Source organism: Actinosynnema sp. NPDC023658 (genome assembly GCF_040639995.1).
In the GTDB taxonomy this organism is placed as follows: Bacteria; Actinomycetota; Actinomycetes; order Mycobacteriales; family Pseudonocardiaceae; genus Actinosynnema.
Genome location: NZ_JBFAAX010001390.1, coordinates 1 through 1193, shown reverse-complemented (window position 1 = coordinate 1193; position 1193 = coordinate 1). Strand labels below are relative to the sequence as shown.

1 protein-coding gene is annotated in these 1193 nt (G+C 74.6%); it reads right to left on the bottom strand.

The genetic code is table 11. The annotated features are described in order from the left end of the window. Positions 1-1193 (bottom strand): acyltransferase domain-containing protein (locus AB0G02_RS41245; protein ID WP_360806314.1); only part of this gene is annotated, 1193 nt, incomplete at both ends.

Sequence of the window (1193 nt, the reverse complement as noted above, 5' to 3'; positions counted from 1 at the left end):
GCACGCCGTCCATGTGCGGCGAGTGGAACGCGTGGCTGTCCCGCAGCCGCTTGGTCTTGCGGCCCCTGTCCCGCCAGTGCCCGGCGTGCGCCTCGGCGGTGTCCGGGTCACCCGCGACGACCACGGCCTCGGGACCGTTCACCGCCGCGAGGCTCACCAGGTCCGCCGGGAGGCCGTCCACGACCTCCCGCTCCGTGGCCTGGATCGCGATCATCGCCCCACCGGCGCGTGCCGCCTGCATCAACCGGCCACGCGCGCCGACCAGCGCGCACGCGTCGGGCAGTGACAGGACGCCGGCGACGTGCGCGGCGGCCAGCTCACCGATCGAGTGACCCAGCACCACGTCCGGGGTCAGACCGCGGTGCTCCAACAGCCGGAACAACGCCACCTCGACGGCGAACAGGGCGGGTTGCGCGCTCGCCGTCCGGTCCAGCATCCCGGCGTCGTCCCCGAACACCACACCCAGCACGGGCTCCGGCAGCAGCGCGTCGACCTCGTCCAGCGCGGACCGGAACACCGGTTCGGCGTCGTACAGCTCACGCCCCATGCCCAACCGCTGGCTGCCCTGCCCGGTGAACAGGAAGGCCACCCGCCCGGCCGCCTCGACGCCGCGCACCGCCACCGGGCTCTCCTCGCCGTCCGCGAGGGCCCGCAACCCGGCCAGCACCTCGTCCCGGTCCGACCCCAGCACCACCGCGCGGTGCTCGAAGGCGGTCCGGGTCGTAGCCAGCGAGAAACCCGTGTCGACCAGGGAGTGCCCTGTCAGGTGGTCGTGCAGGCGGCCCGCCTGGGCGCGCAGGGCCGCTGCCGTGCGCCCGGACACCGGCACCGGCAGCACCGGGAGTCCTTCGCCGCCGGTCGACGCGGCTTCGTCCGTCGACGCGACCTCCTGCGCCGGCCTGACGCCCTCCGCCGGCTCCTCGGGCCCTTCCGGCGCGGTGACCACGACGTGGCAGTTCGTGCCGCCCATGCCGAACGACGACACCCCGGCCACGCGCGCACCGGCCGGCCACGGTTCCAGCTCCGTGGCGACCCGCAGGTTCAGCTCGGCCAACGGGATGTCCGGGTGGGGCACGGCGAAGTTCAGGCTCGCCGGCAGCTCGCCGTGCTCCAGGCTCAGCGCGACCTTCAGCAGTCCCACCACGCCCGCGGCGCCTTCGAGGTGTCCGACGTTGGTCTTGGCCGAACCGACC